The sequence below is a fragment of the Mesorhizobium sp. M0698 genome (genome assembly GCF_040320455.1).
Classification (GTDB): Bacteria; Pseudomonadota; Alphaproteobacteria; order Rhizobiales; family Rhizobiaceae; genus Mesorhizobium.
The window spans coordinates 110,329-128,858 of sequence record NZ_JAMYPQ010000010.1 but is presented as its reverse complement, the minus strand read 5'-3'; the positions used below and the strand labels follow the sequence as shown (position 1 = coordinate 128,858).

Here is an 18,530-nt window from a genome sequence, read left to right as displayed (position 1 = left end):
GTGTAGCCAGTTTCTACAACTCGAACGTCTTGAAAGGAGGGCTGCGTGTTATTTTCTCACCACCGTCAGCGCGGCCCTGTCTCTGCCCTGCGAGCTTGCTTGCAGGGCTGACCAGAGACGGTCCGGGTTCTCCCGCTTCGATTTTTTGGTCCGCCCTTCGTGGTGCTGCAACGCCGAGCCTGATGGCCAGCCTGCGCACCGTCAAAGTGCATTGAGCCGGGCTCCGGCAAGACCAGAGAAATCAATATGGCCCTGATCAGCCTCAAGTCCCTCGGCGTCACCATGAGTGCGCCGCTCTTCTCCAACCTCGACCTCACCATCGGCACCGGCGACCGGCTCGGCATCGTCGCCGCCAATGGTCGGGGCAAATCCACTTTGCTGAAGTGCCTGACCGGCGAGATGGAGCCGACATCAGGCGACATCACCCGCACGCGCGGCCTGCGCGTCGGCTATGTCGAGCAAGTCGTCTCCGCAGCCTTGGCCGGGCGTAGCTTTCATGAGGTCGTGGCCGACGCCTTGCCGGCCGAGCAGGCCGAAAGCGAGCAATGGCGCGTTGACGTGGTTCTCGACTCGCTCGATGTGCCGCAGCCGATGCGCGAGCGGCCGATGCGGGCCTTGAGCGGCGGCTGGCAAAGGCTGGCGCTGATCGCCCGCGTCTGGGTCACCGACCCCGACGTCCTGCTTCTCGACGAGCCGACCAATCACCTCGATCTCGGCAAGATCAGCCAGCTCGAGACCTGGCTGAACGCGCTGCCACGTGAGGTGCCGCTGGTGATTGCCAGCCACGACCGCGCTTTTCTCGATGCTACGACCAACCGGACGCTGTTCCTGCGCCCCGAACAGTCGCCGGTATTCTCGCTGCCCTATTCACGAGCCAGGGACGCATTGAGCGAAGTCGATGCCTCGACCGAGCGCAAATTCCAGCGCGACATGAAAGTGGCGCAGCAGCTGCGCCGGCAGGCCGCCAAGCTCAACAATATCGGCATCAATTCCGGCAGCGACCTTTTGACGGTCAAGACCAAGCAGCTCAACCAGCGGGCAGAGCGTCTGGAAGAAGCGGCAGCGCCGGCACACCGCGAAAGATCAGCGGGCGCGATCAAGCTCGCCAATCGCGGCAGCCATGCCAAGGTGCTGATCACGCTCGACGATTTGGTGGTCGGAACACCTGACGGCACGGTTCTGTTCAGCACCGGCAAGCGCCACATCTGCCAAGGCGACCGCATCGTCCTGCTCGGCCGTAACGGCGTCGGCAAGTCACGGCTGATCGGCCTGATCCGGAACGCCATCGTCGAGCCGGAAACAGCGGCGCAAAGCCTGAAGGTGACGCCGTCGACGGTGCTCGGCTATAGCGACCAGGCATTGTCGGGCATCGGCGGCGACGACACGCCGCTGGCGATGCTCTCGCGCAGATTCGATGTCGGCGAGCAGCGCGCCCGCTCGCTGCTGGCGGGCGCCGGCGTCAGCATCGACATGCAGGAGCGCAGGATCGGCGTGCTGTCGGGCGGGCAGAAGGCGCGGCTGATGATGCTGGCGCTCAGGCTCGCCAATCCCAACTTCTATTTGCTCGACGAGCCGACCAATCACCTCGATATCGATGGTCAGGAAGCACTGGAAGCGGAATTGCTGGAACATCAGGCGAGCTGCCTGCTTGCCTCGCACGACCGCTCCTTCATCCGCGCGGTTGGCAACCGCTTCTGGCTGATCGAGAAACGGCGATTGACCGAGATCGACAGCCCGGAGGAGTTCTTCCGGGAGGTTGCCGAAGCCGGCGGCTGAAGGCTTGCGGAAAAAAATTCCGGCGCTCTGTCGGATGATGATCGCATGCCACGTCCTTGGGTTGCCGACACGGTGATGCCGGCGCCAATCGAGGAGAAAGCATCATGTCTATTCTGTCATCCATAGGTTACGCCGTGACGCGTTACTCGGCGGCTCGCGCCCGTTATCGCAGCGAACGCGCCATCCTTTCGTTGCCGATCGAGCTGCGCAAAGATATTGGCTGGCCGGAAATCGTCGTCGACGCGCAAAACAGCCCGCGGATTCGCATCGAAGGTTGAAAGGTGGCAGTTGGCCGTCGCGGCAGGCGCCATTTCGAATCCAAAAAACCATCGGCCGTGTAGGATCGTCGCCATTTCGTTCGTCCTGTGGTTCGCAAAGGCAAACCAGACGCAAAGAGGAGCATGACATGAATGACCAGCCGCAGACCCAGCCCGCCGCCAAAGTGCTTGGCGGATTGACGCCCTACCTTCAGCTGGACGGCGCTTTCAAAGCCGCAGAATTTTACCAAAAGGCCTTCGGTGCCGAGCAGGTCTTTGCCTATCCGCCGGACGAACAGGGCCGCACCATGCATATCCATCTCCACATCAACGGTTCGACCCTGATGCTTTCCGACTTCTATCCCGAGCATGGAATGGCCGCTGTGAAGCCGCAGGGCTACACCATGCAGCTCCATCTCGGCAGCGACGACATCGACGCCTGGTGGCAGCGAGCCGTCGAGGCGGGCTGCAAGGAAGTCGTGCCGTTGCAGGTGATGTTCTGGGGCGATCGCTGGGGCAATATGCGTGATCCGTTCGGCGTCGAATGGGCAATGAACGCACCGGTGAAAGCAGCTTAGCATTCCACACAGGCTGTGTCTGAAATCACCTCTCCCGCTCCAGAGGGAGAGGAAAACGATCGCATGGAGGAAATCAGATGTCCTATGTCGACGGTTTCGTACTTGCCGTACCGAAGGCAAAGCTCGATGCTTACAAGAAGCTGGCGGAAACCGGCGGCGCCGTCTGGAAGGAGCACGGTGCTCTTGCCTACGTCGAATGCGTCGGCGACGACGTCCCTTATGGCGAGCTCACCTCGTTCCCGCGCGCCGTGCAGGCCAAGGACGACGAGGTCGTCATCTTCTCATGGGTGGTCTACGAATCGCGCCAGAGCCGCGACGCGGTGATGGCCAAGGTGATGGCCGACCCGCGCCTCAAGTCGGACTGGGAGACCATGCCGTTCGACGGCAAGCGCATGATCTTTGGCGGTTTTCAGCCCTTCATCGAGCTGTAGGCGCCCCTCGATCAAGTTTGTCGTGCAGCGGCTTCAACCGGTCGCCATAGCGCTTCCACAGGTCGACCGAGCCCTGATACATCGGCTGGCGCACTTGCGCAGCCGACGCCGTTCGCACCGGCCGGTCGGTCTGGTGGAACGACAGCACGGCGTCGTCCCACGGCAGGCCGAGATGGGCGATCAGCGCCCGCGACTGGCCTTCCTGGTCGGCGACGAAATCCTCGTAGCGAACGTCGTGCACGACATCAGGCAGCACGGCGTGCCAGTGCGCCATGATGTCGGTGTACAGATTGTGGAAATCGGCGAGCTCGTCGAGATCGTAGCCGTAGCGATGGCTGTCGCCGCGGAAGTGCACCTTGTAGATCGACAGGCAGGTCGCCGCCGCATCGCGCGCGCAATGGATGATCTTGGCCTTCGGCAGCATCAAATGGATGAAGCCCACCAAGAGGAAATTGCCGGGCATCTTGTCGGTGACGTGCCGAGAACCCGGATAGCGGGCGTGCAGCATGTCGAGATAGGCCTGGCCGGCCTCGGCATAGGCCTTGTCGGGCATGTCGGCGATGCCCCAGGGAAAGCCGCCCTTCATGCTGAGCGGAAACTGCTTGCCGACCGCCGTCTTCAATATGCTGAGCTCGCCGGCGCCATAGACCTGCGGATGGCTGGCGATGATCTGCTCGACCAGCGTGGTGCCGGAACGCGGCATGCCGACGACGAAGATCGGCGTGTCGTCGGCTATCCCGCTCGGCCTGTGCCTTTCAAAAAAGGCCTTGTCGAACACCGCCTTCATCGCCTCGAACTCGCCGCGCGTCTTGCCGGCGTCGTAGTCGATGCCCTGGCGGCGGATCGCGTTGCCTTCGGCGAAATAGTCGAAGGCGCGGCCATAATCCCTGAGGTCGTCATTGGCCTTGCCGAGGCCGAAGGAAAGCTGCATGCGCGCCAGGCTGCCTTGCGGCGCCTTGGCGTGCTCCGCCTCCATGCGGGCAAGCTCGGCGTCGCGCTCCTTCTGGCGCTTGACCTGGGTAAGCATCAGCCAGGTCCTCGCCATGCCGGGGTCCACAGCCAGCGCCTGCCTGAAAAGATCCGCAGCCTCGTCGAGATTGCCCTTTTCCATCAGCCCGACACCCAGGCCGTGCAAAAGATCGGCATCCTTCGGCCGGATCGTCAGCGCCTCGCGAAAGACAGCCAGTGCCTCATCCAGCCGGCCCGCTTCCTGCAGCGTTTCGGCAAGCCCGACGCGGGCGCGGACATGGAACGGGTTACGGCCGATCGTGCCGCGATAAATATCCTCGGCGCCTTCGAATTGGCCGAGCTGCTTCAGCGACGAGCCGAGATTGTCACGCGCCGCCAGCTGGTCCGGCCGAATCGCCACCACCTTGCGGAAGAGATCGGCGGCGGCCGCGACCCGGCCGAGGTCGCGCAGCACGGTGCCGAGATTGTTGAGGAAATCCGGATTGTTCGGTTGCAGACGCACCGATTGTTCGATCAGCGCCAGCCCCTCGGCGCTGCGCCCGGTCTGGTGCAGCAGAAGCCCGAGGAAATGCGCAGCAGCCGGGTGGTTGGCCTTTTGCGCCAGCACCTGCCGGTAAAGCGCCTCGGCTTCCTGCCGGCGCCCGGCCTGGTGCAGCTGCAGCGCCTGCTGCACGTGCTGGTCGAGCCCCAGCGGCGGCTGTCCGCCTGAGCCGTAACGTGCGCCTGCCGGTTGTCTCGGATCTCTGTTGATGGGAAACCTGCCGTGTTGTCCGCCTGCCGCGATCTAGGCCATCGCTGCGGCGCGTGCAAGAGCAGACGGCGGTCGCTGCGAAGCAAACCTTCGAACCCGGGGGGAGCCTACCGAAAGTCGGCCGGCGTCAGCACATACATGTTCCTGCGGCCGTGCGAGTAGGCTTGGCGCGCAATCTCGTGGATCGACGAACGCTTGGCGTCGAAGGCGCTGAGAAATTCGGCCTCGGCTCCGCTTGCTGCCGGGTTTGCCGCCGAAAGTGCCGCGACCTCGACAAAGAACGGGACTTCGAGCATGCCGTCATGGCCGACGAAACGAATGCGCTTGGCCGCCGCGTCATAGGAGCGGCTGGGATTGGGAAAATTGAGCGTCATGGCTTGCGCGTCAAATCAGGCGGTTGCTTTCGGCAAGCTGGCGCGCCCGCCGCGCCGTGCCGTCGGTGTCGGCAATCCTTCGCCTTGCCGCCTCGTCGCTTCTTATCGTGAGACGCGGCGACAAGACCTTTATCGGCTTTGCGACAGGACTGACTGCAACTGTCGGGACATCCGGTGTTCTTGCGGAGTTCATGACTCTCTTCCTTCCATTGCTAGATAAATACAAATGCCGGAGGAATTTTTTCGGAAGTTCTTCAAACAATTTTTGAGGTGCACCGGGACCGTATCATCGTTCTGCGGATAACTATAGAAAAGTAATTTGACGTTGGTAGGGGTAAGAGGCCGAAAACTTCTTGAATAAGCCGTATTTTCAGACTATTGGTATGAAACCGTTTTGGGCCATGCTTGGCCCCGCGGTGTCAGGGATTCTCGGCCCGCCAAACTTATCCAAATCGCCGACACCTGGTACCGCAATGCAGGCTCCGCTTCCGGGGCAGGCCGGAAAGAAACTTCAAGGCACGAGAACTTCAAGGCACAAGCGAGAACTTCGAGGCACAAGAATGTCTGCTCGCACCACCCATTCCATAGCGCATTTCGCGGCACCTTTCGTGCTTGGCGGGCTGGATGGCGTGCAGCCGGCCGGCGACTATGACATCGACCACGACGAAGAACTGATCGACGGCATGTCCTGGCCTGCCTGGCGCCGCGTCGCCACTTTCATCCATCTGCCGGCAAGGACAGTGAAAAGCGCGACCAGCCAGCTTGTCGCCATTGACCATGCCGAGCTCGACGCAGCGCTTCGGCACGACCAGGAGAATGTCACATGATCCGCTTCCAGCAGAATGCGCGGCGCACGGACACGCCGGCGCATATCTTCACCGTCGGCCAGACCGTCCGCATGAAGAGCCGCACCGGCCTTGCCCAAAAGACCGCGGAGCTGTTCCAGATCAAGAGCCGGCTGCCGGTCAAGGACGGCTCGCCGCAATATCGCATCCGCAGCGATCAGGAGACCTATGAGCGGGTCACCACGGAAGACAATCTCGAACCGGTCGACAACCCGGCCAACTGAGCCGACGCGCCGCAACGCTGCTTCACATGCTGATGGTGCCGCAGATCTGCGTCGCCTGCGCATCTCCAACGGGAACGGCGCTGAGCTCTACGCCGGCCCCCAGATGGTGCTTATCCGGCCAGGCTGTAGGTCGGTGCGCTAGCAGGGCCCGTCATCGACGACGCGATAATCCGCCGCGCGGGCTTCGCATTCGTTGGGGAATGTGCGCAGTTCGCCATGGCGACGGGCACAGACCGGGCGGTATTCGCGGGTGCAGAATGTCTGCTCCTCACCGCCACCACCACCGCCGCGGCACTCGCCCTCGCGAATGATGCGGTATCCGGCCCGTTCGGCAAGGCAGGCATTGGCGAAGGTCTGGCGGTCGCCGCCGCGCCGGGCACAGACCGGGTCATATTGCCTAGTGCAGAATTGCGGCCCCGGCCGTGGCGGGCGCGGCCCCGGCCCCTCATCATCCACCACGACGGTGCAGGCTGCGAGAATTGCCGACAGGAACAGGATGGAAAAAACCTGCCGCGGAAAGATTGCCGCAAGAAACCGCATGAATGTTCCCTCCCTCGAAACTCCTGCCTGCACAAATGGTGCCTGGGTCAGGCCGATCCTCGTCATTCCGCTGCCAGATGCAACCCCTGTTTGCAACTGGCGAGCCAGGGCGGTATGCCGGCGCAAGCCAAGACAGCACCTGCCCCGCTGGCTGGACCATGCCTGGGTGAAGTCTGGCCGATGACCGCGCAGAGAACCGGGACTATCGGTGCGATGCGTCGGGATGCGCCTGTTGGGGCCGCCCGCGGCTGTGTCTTGCAAGCATCACGTTTCCGTGCGATAAATTTTGTGTTCGGGCATTTGCGACCCGGAGAGCGGAACGTTTTGGACGACCTTTCCCCGATACTGTGAATCTCTGACAGCCCCGTTTTCGGCGGGGGGTTTTACCCATGCGCCAATGCATGACTGCCGAAGCAACCACCGGGACTTGCCCACGGCGCCAGGCGGCGGGCGGAACCACCAAGACTGACACGGGTGAAGGAGTTTCCCCAATGGCCCAGACCGGCACCGTTAAATTCTTCAACGCTACCAAAGGCTTCGGCTTCATCACGCCCGATGGCGGCGCCAAGGATGTGTTCGTCCACATCTCGGCGATCGAGGCTTCCGGGCTGCGCACGCTTGTCGACGGTCAGAAGGTCACCTTCGATGTCGAGCCCGACCGTATGGGCAAGGGTCCGAAAGCGGTCAATCTCCGCGCTGCCTGAAACCACAGCGTGCCGCGCGTCCTTTCGGGGTGTGAGGATGCTGCAAGGCTTTTGGAGTGAACTTGAATTCTGTAAAGGCGCGGCGGTTTTCGTCGCGCCTTTTGTGTTCCGGGATGCTTGCCCGCACCCGCAAAACTTTCTCTTGCCGATGGCACTAAAATAAAGGACAAATTTCCGTCCGGGCATTTGCCGGCCCGAGACTGGACTTGTGGGATCAAAGGAGCTTCCCATGCCGCAGACCGGCACCGTCAAATTCTTCAATCACGCCAAGGGCTTCGGCTTCATCACGCCGGACGACGGGGCAAAGGATGTCTTCGTCCATATTTCGGCCGTGCAGGCGTCGGGTCTTCCCGGTCTTGAGGATGGGCAGAAAGTGACATTCGACACCGAGCCGGACAAGCGCGGCAAGGGTCCGAAAGCCGTCAACCTGTCGATCGGCTGAACCACCCCCGGACAGAATGGACGTGGGCCGGTCTGGCCTGCGGTGTTTGCCGCACGCTTGAACCGCCCAGTTAGATGAACCGCCTGGTCAAATTTCGTTCAGCCCCCGTTCAGCCACGGTCGCATATTAATCTTCGTTAAAGCCGGACCGCATCCCCCGAAAACGACCCGGGCCGGCACGAAGGAGACCGACATGAACCGAATTTTCAAGACTGCCATCCTGTCCGCCGCGGTCGTTGCGACCACGCTTGCGACCTTGCCCGCGGCCAATGCCGACGAATGGCGCCATCACCGCCGCCACCACGGCCACGGCGACGCCGTTGCGGCCGGCGTGCTCGGCCTTGCGGCCGGTGCCCTGATCGGCGGTGCGCTCGCCAGCCCGCAGCCCCGCTATTACGACCCGGCCTATGATGATGAATACTACAGGCCTGCCCCGGTGCGCCGTTATTACGTGCAGCCGCGAGTGGCCTATGCCGAAAGCTATGCGGAGCCGTGGACCCGCGGCTGGTACGAATACTGCTCGGACCGCTACCGGAGCTTCAACGCCCGTACCGGCACGTTCACCGGCTATGACGGCGAACAGCATTTCTGCACCGCCAATTAGCGGAGGCAGTTTCCCGTCGGAAAAAAGCGCGGTCGCACAGGCCGCGCTTTTTGTTTCCGGCAAGCGGTTTCAGACCAGAAAAGGATTGCTCCGCCGCTCCTCACCAAAACGGCCGCCGGGACCATGGCCGCAGATAAAGCCGATGTCGTCGCCCAACGGCAAAAGCTTCTCCTTGATCGAGGCGATCAGCGCGGCGTGGTTGCCGCCCGGCAGATCGGTGCGGCCGACCGAACCGCGGAACAGCACGTCGCCGACATGCGCGAACTTCGCCGCCCGGTTATAGTAGACGACGTGGCCGGGTGCGTGGCCCGGACAATGGAGCACCTCGAACTCGTGCGAGCCGAACGAAACGGTCTCGCCTTCGGCAAGGAACCGGTCGGGGACACAGTTGCGCACGGAATCGGTGATGCCGTAGCGCTTCGCCTGGTTCTCGAGATTGGCGAGCAGCGGCCGGTCGGCGGCATGCGGACCGATGATCTCGATACCGAGCGCCTCCTTCAGTTCCATGGCCCCGCCGGCATGGTCGATATGGCCATGCGTAATCCAGATCGCGCCGGCAGTGATCGCATTGTCCTCGAGCGCCGCCAGCACCTTGTCGATGTCACCGCCCGGATCGACGACAACGCCTTGTCTGTCGTCCATGTCGAAGAGGATGGTGCAGTTCTGCTGGAACGGCGTGACCGGCACGATGCCGGCGTTGAGCTGACCCATATTCGTCCTTTCACGCTGTCGGAGTGCTGCGCGTCCCCTCGAACGCGTCAGGAGAGCTCCAACCTTGAACCAGGCCCTGATGTAGAGACACACGCGAACGGCGTCCACCGCTCCCACAAACGGCAAACGAAATGGGCGGCCGAAGCCGCCCATTTGAGAACCTGAAACGTCGAAGCTTATTTCTTCATCGCGTTCATGACCGCACCGATGATGCCGGTCAGGATGGCGCCGCCGCCGGCACCGCCAACGATATTTGAAATGTTCAACGCGCTGCCGGCCCCTGCCGCCGTGGCGGCTGCTGCCGGATCGACCGCGCCACCCAGCAGACTGTTGAGGATGGCCGCACCGCCGACGCCGCCGACAGCGCCACCCAGGATTTTGGTAAGCTGCCCCATCGCCGCACTCTTGATAGCCGCACCCACCGCCTGACCACCGATGATGCCCGTAATCACCTGAATAATGATCGGAAGAAGCGTGTTCATATCCATATTTCCAGTCCCTCCATAGCTGCCAGCCTCCCAGGCCGACGCCATCATGAGACGCCGAATTGAATGAAAGTCAAATGCGCAAACGCTTAAATAAAAGGAGCGGCCCGAAAACCGCCCCTACTTGATAAAAAACCTGTGACTTTCGTTATTCTGCAGCAATCGCGTGGTTGGGTTGAACCGCCGCAGAATAGTCGTTCATCAATGTCTTGGCGATATCGCCGACCTCGAATCGGTACGGACCGATCTCCGAAACCGGTGTCACCTCGGCCGCCGTCCCGGTGAGGAAGCACTGGTGGAAGCCTTCAAGCTCCTCCGGCATGATGGCGCGCTCGATCACCTCCAAACCGCGGTCCTTGGCAAGGTCGATGACCGTGCGGCGGGTGATGCCGTCGAGGAAGCAATCAGGCCTGGGCGTATGGATCTTGCCGTCCTTGACGAAGAAGATGTTGGCGCCTGTCGCTTCCGCCACCTGGCCACGCCAGTCGAGCATCATGGCGTCGGCATAGCCCTTGGCCTCGGCGGCATGCTTGGACATGGTGCAGATCATGTAGAGGCCGGCCGCCTTCGATTTCGACGGTGCGGTGCGCGGGTCGGGGCGGCGCCATTCGGCCATGTCGAGCCGGATGCCCTTGAGCTTCTGCGCCGGGTCGAAATAACTCGGCCACTGCCAGATGGCGATGGCGCAGTTGATCCGGCTGTTCTGTGCGGAAACGCCCATCTGTTCGCTGCCGCGCCACGCGATCGGCCGGACATAGGCGTCCTGGAAACCTTGCTTCTTCAACAGCGTGCGGCAGGCGTCGTCGATCTCGGCGACCGAGTAGGGTATCTTGAAGCCAAGCAGGCGCGCCGATTCATGCAGGCGTTCGGTGTGGTCGGTCAGCTTGAAAATTTCGCCCCCATAAGCGCGCTCGCCCTCGAATACCGCGCTGGCGTAGTGCAGCCCGTGGGTCAAGACGTGGATCTTGGCGTCGGCCCATTTGACGAACTCGCCGTTCATCCAGATAAAGCCGTCCAGTTGGTCGAAGGGAACGGATGCCATGGTAACCTCCCGCGGGCGGCGGCCCGCACATCATTGTGTCGTTGCGTGTTTCGTTTCGGCCGCTGTGGGCGGCCATTGTCTCAAAGCGTAGGCGGATATTTAAGGTCTGGCAAACTCAGGAAGTTCCGGAAAAAACGGCTTCGCTTGCCTTTTCGTTCGCAATCCGCCGAAAAGCTTGCCAAAAATTAGCATCGCGCGGAAAATACGTCAATAGTGCTGACATAATTTCCTGCTTCACACGGAGAAAAGATGACGAGCCACGCAGCCGCAGAACCGATCAGGACGGCGATCACCGACGAGGACGGCATCGATTTCGCCATCATCGAGTTGTTCTTCTTCGCCTATCGCGACTTTACCTCCGATCCGGACCAGATCCTGGCCGAATACGGTTTTGGCCGTGCCCATCACCGGGTGTTGCATTTCGTCAATCGCCGGCCCGGGCTGACGGTCGCCGAACTCCTCGACGTGCTCAAGATCACCAAGCAGAGCCTGGCGCGCGTGCTCAAGCAACTGATCGACACCGACCATATCGTGCAATTGCAGGGCCCCCGCGACCGCCGCCAGCGCGAACTCTACCCGACGGCCAAGGGCCGTGCGCTGGCGCTGGCACTGGCGCGGCCACAGTCGCGCCGCATCCATGCTGCATTGGAAGATTCCGGAGCCACCGAACGCGCCGTTATCGAACGGTTCCTTGAAGCGATGGTCAATCCGGAACTAAGGGCGCAGATCGACATTGTGCCCGCAAAGATGTCAGGGAAAAACCATGGAGACCATTGAGAGGGTTGATCATCCGACAGCACCGGAAGACGACGCGCCGCATCTGCTGGTGGTCGACGACGACACCCGTATCCGCAATCTTCTGAAACAGTATCTGACCGAAAACGGCTTTCGCGTCACCGTCGCCGGAAATTCCGGCGAGGCGCGGCGCAAGCTCGCCGGCCTCGACTTCGATCTGATCGTGCTCGACGTCATGATGCCGGGTGAAAGTGGCGTCGACCTCACCAAGGCGCTGCGGGCGGAGAAAAACGTGCCGATCCTGATGCTCACCGCACTGTCCGAAACCGACAGCCGGATCACCGGGCTCGAGGCCGGCGCCGACGACTATCTGCCTAAACCGTTCGACCCGCGCGAGCTGATCCTGCGTATCAACAATATCCTGCGCCGCGGCGGCCCCGCGACAACGCCTAAGGTCGAACAGCTGGTCTTTGGCCCCTATACGTTCCAGATCGCCAGGCGTGAGCTGAAGCGCGGCGGCGAGGCGCTCAAGCTGACCGACCGCGAGCAGGAAATCCTGGCGATCTTCGCTGCGCGTGCCGGCGAAACGATACCGCGGCATGAGCTTGTCGGCGATGAATCCGAGGTCGGCGAGCGCACGATCGACGTCCAGATCAATCGGCTCCGCCGCAAGATCGAACGCGATCCGTCCAATCCGGTCTGGCTGCAGACAGTGCGCGGTATTGGGTATCGGCTCAGCGTGGAATAGAATGTCGCCGACAGCGGTCCTTTGCCGGGCCGCCGGTGAGCGAAAAGACGAATGGCGACCACGCAACTCGAACGGCCGGGAGATGGCGGCTTGAGCGCTCGCGCGACGCGGGCGCTCAAGGCCGTGCCGCGCGCCTGGAACCGTTTCTGGCGCCTGGTGTCGCTTTACATGCCGAAGCGGCTCTATGCCCGCTCGCTGATCATCGTCATCGCGCCGATGATCATGCTGCAGTCGGTCGTCGCCTTTGTCTTCATGGAGCGCCACTGGCAGACCGTGACGCAGCGCCTGTCGCAGGCCACGGTGCGCGACATCGCCGCCATCATCGACCTGATAGAGACCTATCCTCACGACGCCGACTACGCCAACGTCATTCGCATCGCCCAGGATCGCATGCAGCTGAAAGTCGACCTCCTGCCGCCCGACCCGCTGCCGCCTCCCGGGCCAAAGCCGTTCTTCTCGATCCTCGACGAGATCCTTTCGTCCGAGATCACCCGCCAGATCAACCGTCCGTTCTGGATCGATACGGTCGGCAATTCCAATATCGTCGAGGTCCGCGTCCAGCTCGAGAACAAGGTGCTGCGCGTCTTCGTGCGCCGCAGCCAGGCCTATGCATCGAACACCCATATTTTCCTGATCTGGATGGTCGGCACCTCGCTGGTGCTGCTGATGATCGCCATTCCCTTCCTGCGCAACCAGATCCGGCCGATTCTGACGCTGGCCGAGGCGGCCGAGAGCTTCGGCAAGGGCCGGCCGATGCCGCGCGATTTTCGCCCGCGCGGAGCCGAGGAAGTCCGCCGCGCCGGCTTTGCCTTCATACAGATGCGCGAACGCATCGAACGCCAGCTCGAGCAGCGTACCGCCATGCTGAGCGGCGTCAGCCACGATCTGAGGACCATCCTCACCCGCTTCAAACTGCAATTGGCGCTTGCCGGGACCAAGGCGGCCGATACCCAGGCACTCGACCAGGACATCGACGACATGCAGTCGATGCTGGAAGGCTACCTTGCCTTTGCACGCGGCGAAGCTTCGGAAGACGCAGGTCAGTTCGATCTCGAAGCCTTCTTCGACAAGCTTCGCGAGGAAGCCGCGCTGCGCAAGCGCAAGCTGTCGACCGTGCTTGTCGGCGATCCGCATGTGCACGTGCGCCCCAATGCCTTTGCCCGGCTGCTGTCCAACGTCGTCGGCAATGCATTCCGCTATGCCAAGACGGTGGAGATCAATGCCAATCATGGGCGCGGTTCGCTGCTCGTCACCATCGACGATGACGGCCCGGGAATTCCGCCCGAAAAGCGAGAGGATGTATTCAAGCCGTTCGTGCGGCTGGACGAGGCCCGCAACCTCGACGCCAGCGGCACCGGCCTCGGCCTCTCCATCGCACGTGACATTGCCCGCAGCCATGGCGGCGACATCGTCCTCGAACGCAGCCCGCTCGGCGGCCTTCGGGCGGTGATCAAGGTCCCCGCTTGACGGCAGCGACACCCGGGCCTTCATCGGCCCGTCATGAAACCATGGTGAAGAGCGCCAATGAAGCGCGCGATCCTGATTGATTCGGCCCTGCGGCCTCATTTCGACCCCGCGCCTGCCCGGGTGCGCTGGTGCGACGCCAGAGCTGCGGCGTGGTCGCCGCTCAGGCGTCGCGGCGAGGCAATCAAGCTTGCCGCCAAGGGACCGCCATGCGCATCCTGATGGTCACCGACGCCTGGCGCCCGCAAGTCAACGGCGTCGTCCACACGCTGGAGCGCCTCTCGGAGACCCTGAAATCCTTCGATATCGAGACGGACTTCCTGACGCCGAATATCTTTCGCACCCTGCCTCTGCCGACCTATCCCGATATCAGGCTGGCGCTGACGACGCCGCACCGCGTGGCGCAGCTGATCGAGGCACGCAAGGTGGACCACATCCATATCGTCACCGAAGGACCGCTCGGCATTATGGCCCGGCGCTACTGCCGCAATGCCGGCCGCCCGTTCACGACCAGCTATCACACACGTTTTCCGGAATATCTGAGCGCGCGCCTGCCGGTGCCTGAAGCATGGGCCTATCGCTGGCTGCGTGATTTCCACAATTCAGGACAGGGCACGCTGGTTGCCACCCAGTCGCTTGCCGACGATCTTGCGGCGCGCGGCTTCACCAAGCTCCGGCCGTGGACGCGCGGCGTCGACACCGATCATTTTCGGCCGGATAAAAGAAAGGACCTGGGATTTCCCGGACCGATCTTTCTCTGCGTCGGCCGCGTCGCGATCGAAAAGAACCTGCCGGCCTTCCTAGACCTCGACCTGCCCGGCAGCAAGTTGGTCGTAGGCGAAGGGCCGGAATTGGCGAGGCTGAAGGCCAGATATCCCGATGCCCATTTCCTTGGCCATCGTCCGAACGACGAACTGGCCGAGATCTACGCCTCGGCCGACGTTTTCGTCTTCCCCAGCCGTACCGACACGTTCGGCAACGTCATCATCGAGGCGCTGGCCAGCGGCACGCCGGTCGCAGCCTATCCCGTCACCGGACCGATCGATATTGTGGGTGACGGCATCGGCGGCGCGGTGTCGGACGACCTGCGGCAAGCAGCGCTCGCCGCCCTTCACGTCGACCGCGCCGAGGCGCGGCAACGCGCGATGCGCTACAGCTGGAAGGCCTGCGCGGAAATGTTCATGGAAACGGTCGAAGAGGCGCTGGGTACCAGGCGTAAACTGGCTGCGTGAACAACAGCGCAGCTAGAACAACCTGCCGCCGTCCGGCACCTTGCGCTCGATCGCGCCAAGGACGACGGCGCCCTCCTCGTCAGGAAAGCCGAGCGTCAGCACTTCCGACATGAATGGCCCGATCTGACGCGGCGGGAAATTGACCACAGCGAACACCTGCCGGCCGATCAGGGTTTCGGGCGTATAGTATTTCGTGATCTGGGCCGAGGATTTCTTCACCCCGATCACGGGACCGAAATCGATTTTCAATTTGATCGCCGGCTTGCGCGCCTCGGGAAAAGGCTCGGCCTCGACGATCGTGCCGGCGCGGATGTCGATGCGGTCGAAATCGGCAAAGCTGATCTCGGGTTTTCGCGCGTTGCTCGAAACCATCGACGGTCAGGCGTTTCCGTAGGTTTCGAACAGCACGCCGGCCAACGCATCCTTGGCCGAAGTTCCCGACCAGACGACGAACTGGAACGCCTGAAAATAGCATTCGCAGGCTTCCAGCGCCGACGACAGCAGCACCTCGACCTGCTGGCTCGACGGCTCGACCCCACCGGCCAGCAGCAGCGACTGGCGGAACATGATGGCGCCTTCCTGCTCCCAGAGGTCGAAATGGCCAAATAGCATCTGCTCGTTGATCAGCGAAAGCAGCCGCATCACCTCGAGCGCGCGCGCCTCCGGGACCTTGATGTCGAAGGCGCAGGCCAGGTGCAGCGCCTCGTAGTCCTCCATCCAGGAGAATGAAACGTGGTAGTCGGTCCAGCTTCCGGCAACCGAGATCGAGATCTCGTCGTCGCCGGCCCGCTCGAAGGACCAATCGTTGTTGTGCGCCACCTGCTCGATAACATCCACCGGATGGATTTCGCGGGAGAATTCGAGTTCGAGAAGTTCCATGAAATGCTTCCTGTCGTTCTGGGAGCGCCACCACACGCTCCGCGGGAGAGGCACACTCGAACAATTCTGCCTAGAACTCGGACGGCCAGGACTTCGTCAACGCAAAAACCCCGGACCGGACCCCACCGCCCGGCGCATGACCCTGCTCCGAATCATGCAACAAATTCAGTCTATTGATCGGGAGTCGCGTGACCAGCCAAATTTTTCGCACTGCGTCATTCGCATGTGGAAAGGCGCTGTCACAAAGATTCACGCAGTACCGGTAAGCGATTCACGACAAAGCGCTTTTTGCGATCCGGCTTTGTGGAAAAGTTTAACGATTTATTTCTTGTTATTTTTTTGCACGCGGCTTTGCCGCAGCCGCAGGCGCTGCTTGACCGGTCAATTCGGCAAGCCTGGCCTCGAGCGCCTCGATGCGAGCGGCGAGGCGGGTGTTTTCTTCCCTGGCCTTCGCCGCCATGTCGCGAGCGGCCTCGAATTCCTCGCGCTGCACCACGTCCATGGAGTTGAGTATGCGCTCGGCCTGGCCCCTGAAGGCGGTCTCCACCTCGCGCCGCACGCCTTGCGCGGCACCGGCTGCATCGGTCATCAGCTTGGCGAATTCATCGAGAATGCGGTTCGGTCCGGTCGCCATGGCAAATCCTCGCTTGGTCGAATTGACGTAGTGGCGCACGATTCGGAATGCAAGCATATGCTTGCCTTGACCGCGCCAAAAGCCTGCCGCATGGTCCGCGCCCGAACCTGATTGGGAACCCGGAGACCCTGTTGAGCGAATATTTGCTGCCGCTGGCCGCCCTGCCCTTTCCCAACATCGACCCGGTCATCGTCCGGATCGGACCGCTGGCGGTGCATTGGTACGGCGTCGGCTACATCGTCGGCATTCTGTTTGCCTGGTGGTATGCCAAGCGCCTCGTCACCAACCCAAAACTGTGGCCCGACGGCACCCTACCGATGAAGCCCGTCGACCTCGACGACTTCATCGTCTGGGCAGCCATCGGTGTGGTGCTCGGCGGACGCACCGGCTACGTGCTGTTCTACGACCTGCCGCGCTACATTGCCAATCCGCTCGATATCGTCGCCGTCTGGCAGGGCGGGATGTCGTTTCATGGCGGCCTGCTCGGCGTCATTCTCGCAATGACGCTGTTTTCCCGGTCTCGCGGCATCCGCACATGGTCGCTGTTCGACGTGGTTGCCGCCGGCGTGCCGGTGGGGCTTGGCCTCGTTCGCCTGGCAAACTTCATCAATTCCGAACTATGGGGCCGGCCGACCGACGTTCCATGGGCATTCGAATTCCCCAATGGCGGCCCATTTGCACGCCATCCGAGCCAGATCTACGAGGCGCTCCTCGAAGGGCTGGTGTTGTTCCTTGTCCTGCGCTTCCTCACCCATTCGCGGCTCAAGCTGAAGGCGCCGCGCTTCGTCGGCGGCGCCTTCATCGCCGGCTATGGCGCCTCGCGCATCTTCGTCGAATTCTTTCGCGAGCCCGACCAGCAGCTTGGTTACCTCCTTGGCACGAGCTGGCTGACCATGGGAATGGTGCTGTCACTGCCGATGGTGCTGGCCGGCATCTGGGCGATGGCTACAGCCAAGCCGGTGACAAAACCGCAGCCGGCATGACGCGGCTGAAGACCCGCATCGCCGAGCTGATCGGTGCGGTGGGACCGATCCCCATCAGCGAATACATGGCGCTCTGCCTGTTCGATCCGCAGGACGGCTATTATACGACGCGCGAGCCGTTCGGCGCCGCCGGCGACTTCGTCACCGCGCCGGAGATCAGCCAGATGTTTGGCGAACTGGTCGCCATCTGGCTCTACCAGGCGTGGCTGGCGATCGACCGGCCGACGCCGGTCGCCATCGCCGAAATAGGCCCCGGCCGCGGCACGCTGATGAGAGATATGCTGCGCACGCTTTCGCGGCTCGATCGGACGCTTACCGCCAGCGCATCGTTCGCCTTGATCGAGACCAGTCTGCGGTTGACCGAGGTCCAGAAACGAACGCTTGCCGGGACGTCGGCCACCATCGCCTGGCATGAGGCCGTGGACACACTACCGCAGGGGCCGCTTCTGATTGTTGGTAACGAGCTGTTTGACGCGGTGCCCATCCGCCAGTTCGTCCGCGCTGGGGCCGGCTGGCGCGAGCGGATGATCGGTCTCGACGATGCGAACCGGCTGCGCTTTTTCGTCGGCGCCGGCTCGCTTGACCCGATGCTGCTGCCGGAGGGTGCCGAGAATGCGCCGCAAGGTGCCGTCGTCGAGGTGGCGCCAGCCCGCGCCGCCCTGATGGCGGCCATCGCCGGGCGACTTGCCGGATTTGGCGGCGCCGGCCTGTTTCTCGACTACGGTCACCTCCAGCCCGGGATCGGCGACACCTTGCAGGCGTTGCGCAAGCACGGTCATGAGGACGTGCTGGCCAATCCGGGGCAGGCCGATCTCACAGCCCATGTCGATTTCGCTGCCCTCGCGGCAACCGTTCGGGCACACAGCCTCGATGCCCACCTCTCAACGCAAGGTGAATTCCTGCTCAAGATGGGGCTTCTCGAACGGGCTGGCCGGCTCGGCGCCAATGCCGATGAGGCAGCTCGCGAAAAGATCGCGGCCGACGTCGAGCGCCTCGCCGGCCCGCTGGCCATGGGCGAACTCTTCAAGGTGCTTGCCGTCCTCCCCGCCGGCATTGCCGTTCCGCCGTTTCCAAGCACGGATTGACTTTTCGCTGCCGCCTCTCTCACTCTCCCGTCTCCGAC

25 protein-coding genes are annotated in these 18,530 nt (G+C 62.5%); 15 read left to right on the top strand and 10 right to left on the bottom strand.

What is annotated here, in order from left to right; translation table 11 throughout:
* Positions 1-246: 246 nt before the first annotated feature.
* The 4 genes from NKI16_RS20610 to NKI16_RS20595 all read left to right on the top strand — a co-directional run bounded on the left by NKI16_RS20610 (position 247) and on the right by NKI16_RS20595 (position 3,042).
* The gene (locus NKI16_RS20610) at positions 247-1,776 is read left to right on the top strand and encodes an ABC-F family ATP-binding cassette domain-containing protein (protein WP_023678400.1); all 1,530 of its coding nucleotides are present in this window, start codon (positions 247-249) and stop codon (positions 1,774-1,776) included.
* Between the two features lie 104 nt (positions 1,777-1,880).
* Positions 1,881-2,054, top strand: coding sequence for a hypothetical protein (locus NKI16_RS20605; protein WP_023678401.1), 174 nt, complete (start codon positions 1,881-1,883; stop codon positions 2,052-2,054).
* Positions 2,055-2,182: 128 nt separating this feature from the next.
* Complete coding sequence (locus NKI16_RS20600) at positions 2,183-2,611, top strand: VOC family protein (protein ID WP_023678402.1); 429 nt, start codon at positions 2,183-2,185, stop codon at positions 2,609-2,611.
* A gap of 77 nt (positions 2,612-2,688) precedes the next feature.
* Positions 2,689-3,042, top strand: coding sequence for a DUF1428 domain-containing protein (locus tag NKI16_RS20595; RefSeq protein WP_023678403.1), 354 nt, complete (start codon positions 2,689-2,691; stop codon positions 3,040-3,042).
* On the opposite strand, the gene NKI16_RS20590 is transcribed toward NKI16_RS20595, so the two are convergent.
* The 3 genes from NKI16_RS20590 to NKI16_RS20580 all read right to left on the bottom strand — a co-directional run bounded on the left by NKI16_RS20590 (position 3,029) and on the right by NKI16_RS20580 (position 5,329).
* On the bottom strand, positions 3,029-4,684 hold the full coding sequence (locus NKI16_RS20590; RefSeq protein ID WP_023678404.1) for a tetratricopeptide repeat-containing sulfotransferase family protein: 1,656 nt from the start codon (positions 4,682-4,684) through the stop codon (positions 3,029-3,031). The two genes, NKI16_RS20595 and NKI16_RS20590, sit on opposite strands and share 14 nt — an antisense overlap.
* A 185-nt stretch (positions 4,685-4,869) precedes the next feature.
* Positions 4,870-5,136, bottom strand: coding sequence for a DUF1488 family protein (locus NKI16_RS20585; protein ID WP_023678405.1), 267 nt, complete (start codon positions 5,134-5,136; stop codon positions 4,870-4,872).
* A 10-nt stretch (positions 5,137-5,146) separates the two neighbouring features.
* Complete coding sequence (locus tag NKI16_RS20580) at positions 5,147-5,329, bottom strand: hypothetical protein (RefSeq protein ID WP_023678406.1); 183 nt, start codon at positions 5,327-5,329, stop codon at positions 5,147-5,149.
* Between the two features lie 367 nt (positions 5,330-5,696).
* On the opposite strand from NKI16_RS20580, the gene NKI16_RS20575 reads away from it, so the two are divergent.
* Both NKI16_RS20575 and NKI16_RS20570 read left to right on the top strand, forming a co-directional pair.
* Complete coding sequence (locus tag NKI16_RS20575; protein WP_023678407.1) at positions 5,697-5,963, top strand: hypothetical protein; 267 nt, start codon at positions 5,697-5,699, stop codon at positions 5,961-5,963.
* Positions 5,960-6,205, top strand: coding sequence for a hypothetical protein (locus NKI16_RS20570; RefSeq protein WP_023678408.1), 246 nt, complete (start codon positions 5,960-5,962; stop codon positions 6,203-6,205). The genes NKI16_RS20575 and NKI16_RS20570 overlap by 4 nt, the downstream gene beginning before the upstream one ends.
* Positions 6,206-6,343: 138 nt before the next feature.
* Here the strand turns inward: NKI16_RS20570 and NKI16_RS20565 are convergent, their stop codons facing one another.
* A complete protein-coding gene (locus tag NKI16_RS20565; RefSeq protein ID WP_023678409.1) occupies positions 6,344-6,745 on the bottom strand; it encodes a Kazal-type serine protease inhibitor family protein in 402 nt (133 codons plus the stop codon).
* A 491-nt stretch (positions 6,746-7,236) separates the two neighbouring features.
* Here NKI16_RS20565 and NKI16_RS20560 point away from each other — a divergent pair, with 491 nt between their 5' ends.
* The 3 genes from NKI16_RS20560 (at position 7,237) to NKI16_RS20550 (ending at position 8,494) form a co-directional block, all read left to right on the top strand.
* Complete coding sequence (locus NKI16_RS20560; protein WP_006202520.1) at positions 7,237-7,449, top strand: cold-shock protein; 213 nt, start codon at positions 7,237-7,239, stop codon at positions 7,447-7,449.
* A gap of 229 nt (positions 7,450-7,678) precedes the next feature.
* Positions 7,679-7,891 (top strand): cold-shock protein, encoded by a 213-nt coding sequence (locus tag NKI16_RS20555; RefSeq protein WP_006202521.1) that lies wholly within the window; start codon positions 7,679-7,681, stop codon positions 7,889-7,891.
* 192 nt (positions 7,892-8,083) lie between these two features.
* Entirely contained in the window at positions 8,084-8,494 is a 411-nt protein-coding gene (locus tag NKI16_RS20550; protein ID WP_023678410.1) for a BA14K family protein, read from the top strand.
* Positions 8,495-8,563: 69 nt separating this feature from the next.
* On the opposite strand, the gene NKI16_RS20545 is transcribed toward NKI16_RS20550, so the two are convergent.
* The 3 genes from NKI16_RS20545 to NKI16_RS20535 all read right to left on the bottom strand — a co-directional run bounded on the left by NKI16_RS20545 (position 8,564) and on the right by NKI16_RS20535 (position 10,732).
* Entirely contained in the window at positions 8,564-9,205 is a 642-nt protein-coding gene (locus NKI16_RS20545) for an MBL fold metallo-hydrolase (RefSeq protein ID WP_352923633.1), read from the bottom strand.
* Positions 9,206-9,381: 176 nt separating this feature from the next.
* Complete coding sequence (locus NKI16_RS20540) at positions 9,382-9,693, bottom strand: hypothetical protein (protein WP_023678412.1); 312 nt, start codon at positions 9,691-9,693, stop codon at positions 9,382-9,384.
* 145 nt (positions 9,694-9,838) lie between these two features.
* Positions 9,839-10,732, bottom strand: a complete 894-nt coding sequence (locus NKI16_RS20535) for a branched-chain amino acid aminotransferase (RefSeq protein WP_352623101.1) — start codon at positions 10,730-10,732, stop codon at positions 9,839-9,841.
* 249 nt (positions 10,733-10,981) lie between these two features.
* On the opposite strand from NKI16_RS20535, the gene NKI16_RS20530 reads away from it, so the two are divergent.
* From NKI16_RS20530 to NKI16_RS20515, 4 genes are all read left to right on the top strand, one after another.
* A complete protein-coding gene (locus NKI16_RS20530) occupies positions 10,982-11,509 on the top strand; it encodes a MarR family winged helix-turn-helix transcriptional regulator (RefSeq protein ID WP_023678414.1) in 528 nt (175 codons plus the stop codon).
* Positions 11,496-12,215: a response regulator gene (locus tag NKI16_RS20525; protein WP_023678415.1), complete on the top strand. Its 720-nt coding sequence runs from the start codon at positions 11,496-11,498 to the stop codon at positions 12,213-12,215. Before NKI16_RS20530 ends, NKI16_RS20525 begins: the two co-directional genes overlap by 14 nt.
* Before the next feature lie 51 nt (positions 12,216-12,266).
* Positions 12,267-13,682, top strand: a complete 1,416-nt coding sequence (locus tag NKI16_RS20520; RefSeq protein WP_023678416.1) for an ATP-binding protein — start codon at positions 12,267-12,269, stop codon at positions 13,680-13,682.
* A gap of 206 nt (positions 13,683-13,888) precedes the next feature.
* Positions 13,889-14,911 (top strand): glycosyltransferase family 4 protein, encoded by a 1,023-nt coding sequence (locus NKI16_RS20515; protein WP_023678418.1) that lies wholly within the window; start codon positions 13,889-13,891, stop codon positions 14,909-14,911.
* Positions 14,912-14,923: 12 nt separating this feature from the next.
* Here NKI16_RS20515 and NKI16_RS20510 read toward each other — a convergent pair whose 3' ends face one another.
* The 3 genes from NKI16_RS20510 to NKI16_RS20500 all read right to left on the bottom strand — a co-directional run bounded on the left by NKI16_RS20510 (position 14,924) and on the right by NKI16_RS20500 (position 16,424).
* Entirely contained in the window at positions 14,924-15,283 is a 360-nt protein-coding gene (locus NKI16_RS20510; RefSeq protein ID WP_023678419.1) for a tRNA-binding protein, read from the bottom strand.
* 6 nt (positions 15,284-15,289) lie between these two features.
* Positions 15,290-15,790: a type III secretion system chaperone family protein gene (locus NKI16_RS20505; RefSeq protein ID WP_023678420.1), complete on the bottom strand. Its 501-nt coding sequence runs from the start codon at positions 15,788-15,790 to the stop codon at positions 15,290-15,292.
* A gap of 331 nt (positions 15,791-16,121) precedes the next feature.
* Complete coding sequence (locus NKI16_RS20500) at positions 16,122-16,424, bottom strand: accessory factor UbiK family protein (protein WP_023678421.1); 303 nt, start codon at positions 16,422-16,424, stop codon at positions 16,122-16,124.
* A gap of 131 nt (positions 16,425-16,555) precedes the next feature.
* Between NKI16_RS20500 and lgt the strand changes: the two genes are divergently transcribed.
* The gene (gene lgt / locus NKI16_RS20495) at positions 16,556-17,407 is read left to right on the top strand and encodes a prolipoprotein diacylglyceryl transferase (RefSeq protein WP_023678422.1); all 852 of its coding nucleotides are present in this window, start codon (positions 16,556-16,558) and stop codon (positions 17,405-17,407) included.
* On the top strand, positions 17,404-18,492 hold the full coding sequence (locus NKI16_RS20490) for a class I SAM-dependent methyltransferase (RefSeq protein ID WP_023678423.1): 1,089 nt from the start codon (positions 17,404-17,406) through the stop codon (positions 18,490-18,492). Before lgt ends, NKI16_RS20490 begins: the two co-directional genes overlap by 4 nt.
* The last annotated feature ends 38 nt before the right edge of the window (positions 18,493-18,530 follow it).

Excerpts from the sequence above, each read along its gene's own strand:
- NKI16_RS20610 (WP_023678400.1), top strand. The coding sequence starts at position 247 with ATGGCCCTGATCAGCCTCAAGTCCCTCGGCGTCACCATGAGTGCGCCG.
- NKI16_RS20605 (WP_023678401.1), top strand. The coding sequence starts at position 1,881 with ATGTCTATTCTGTCATCCATAGGTTACGCCGTGACGCGTTACTCGGCG.
- NKI16_RS20600 (WP_023678402.1), top strand. The coding sequence starts at position 2,183 with ATGAATGACCAGCCGCAGACCCAGCCCGCCGCCAAAGTGCTTGGCGGA.
- NKI16_RS20595 (WP_023678403.1), top strand. The coding sequence starts at position 2,689 with ATGTCCTATGTCGACGGTTTCGTACTTGCCGTACCGAAGGCAAAGCTC.
- NKI16_RS20585 (WP_023678405.1), bottom strand. The coding sequence starts at position 5,136 with ATGACGCTCAATTTTCCCAATCCCAGCCGCTCCTATGACGCGGCGGCC.
- NKI16_RS20580 (WP_023678406.1), bottom strand. The coding sequence starts at position 5,329 with ATGAACTCCGCAAGAACACCGGATGTCCCGACAGTTGCAGTCAGTCCT.
- NKI16_RS20575 (WP_023678407.1), top strand. The coding sequence starts at position 5,697 with ATGTCTGCTCGCACCACCCATTCCATAGCGCATTTCGCGGCACCTTTC.
- NKI16_RS20570 (WP_023678408.1), top strand. The coding sequence starts at position 5,960 with ATGATCCGCTTCCAGCAGAATGCGCGGCGCACGGACACGCCGGCGCAT.
- NKI16_RS20565 (WP_023678409.1), bottom strand. The coding sequence starts at position 6,745 with ATGCGGTTTCTTGCGGCAATCTTTCCGCGGCAGGTTTTTTCCATCCTG.
- NKI16_RS20560 (WP_006202520.1), top strand. The coding sequence starts at position 7,237 with ATGGCCCAGACCGGCACCGTTAAATTCTTCAACGCTACCAAAGGCTTC.
- NKI16_RS20555 (WP_006202521.1), top strand. The coding sequence starts at position 7,679 with ATGCCGCAGACCGGCACCGTCAAATTCTTCAATCACGCCAAGGGCTTC.
- NKI16_RS20550 (WP_023678410.1), top strand. The coding sequence starts at position 8,084 with ATGAACCGAATTTTCAAGACTGCCATCCTGTCCGCCGCGGTCGTTGCG.
- NKI16_RS20545 (WP_352923633.1), bottom strand. The coding sequence starts at position 9,205 with ATGGGTCAGCTCAACGCCGGCATCGTGCCGGTCACGCCGTTCCAGCAG.
- NKI16_RS20540 (WP_023678412.1), bottom strand. The coding sequence starts at position 9,693 with ATGGATATGAACACGCTTCTTCCGATCATTATTCAGGTGATTACGGGC.
- NKI16_RS20535 (WP_352623101.1), bottom strand. The coding sequence starts at position 10,732 with ATGGCATCCGTTCCCTTCGACCAACTGGACGGCTTTATCTGGATGAAC.
- NKI16_RS20530 (WP_023678414.1), top strand. The coding sequence starts at position 10,982 with ATGACGAGCCACGCAGCCGCAGAACCGATCAGGACGGCGATCACCGAC.
- NKI16_RS20525 (WP_023678415.1), top strand. The coding sequence starts at position 11,496 with ATGGAGACCATTGAGAGGGTTGATCATCCGACAGCACCGGAAGACGAC.
- NKI16_RS20520 (WP_023678416.1), top strand. The coding sequence starts at position 12,267 with ATGGCGACCACGCAACTCGAACGGCCGGGAGATGGCGGCTTGAGCGCT.
- NKI16_RS20515 (WP_023678418.1), top strand. The coding sequence starts at position 13,889 with ATGCGCATCCTGATGGTCACCGACGCCTGGCGCCCGCAAGTCAACGGC.
- NKI16_RS20510 (WP_023678419.1), bottom strand. The coding sequence starts at position 15,283 with ATGGTTTCGAGCAACGCGCGAAAACCCGAGATCAGCTTTGCCGATTTC.
- NKI16_RS20505 (WP_023678420.1), bottom strand. The coding sequence starts at position 15,790 with ATGGAACTTCTCGAACTCGAATTCTCCCGCGAAATCCATCCGGTGGAT.
- NKI16_RS20500 (WP_023678421.1), bottom strand. The coding sequence starts at position 16,424 with ATGGCGACCGGACCGAACCGCATTCTCGATGAATTCGCCAAGCTGATG.
- NKI16_RS20490 (WP_023678423.1), top strand. The coding sequence starts at position 17,404 with ATGACGCGGCTGAAGACCCGCATCGCCGAGCTGATCGGTGCGGTGGGA.